The sequence below is a fragment of the Paraburkholderia sp. SIMBA_027 genome (genome assembly GCF_046535315.1).
Classification (GTDB): Bacteria; Pseudomonadota; Gammaproteobacteria; order Burkholderiales; family Burkholderiaceae; genus Paraburkholderia; species Paraburkholderia tropica.
On the sequence record NZ_JAWRWY010001573.1, the window covers coordinates 1 to 237 of the forward strand.

Below are 237 nucleotides of genomic sequence, written 5' to 3' on the forward strand. Positions count from 1 at the left end.
GTTTAACTTGAACAACTATTTCATTTTCATCATTAAAAGTGGAATATCGTAAATCAATTCCTTGATCTGGACCAGGTTTAAATGATTGAAAATCAATGGAAAGTTTTTTCGAAAGTAAATCTCTCGTTAACTCTTCAAGATCTCTATCATTTAGTGTTGAAAAATTATAGTTCATTTTTTAGCTAAATGTTTGTTCCAAAACCAGATCTTGCACATTCTGAATTGAGGCTTTCATAT

At 29.1% G+C, this 237-nt stretch carries 1 protein-coding gene; it reads right to left on the reverse strand.

What is annotated here, in order from left to right; translation table 11 throughout:
* A partial coding sequence (locus SB764_RS44475) for a restriction endonuclease (protein ID WP_410867374.1) occupies positions 1-175 on the reverse strand: 175 nt, incomplete at its 3' end.
* Positions 176-237: the final 62 nt, after the last annotated feature.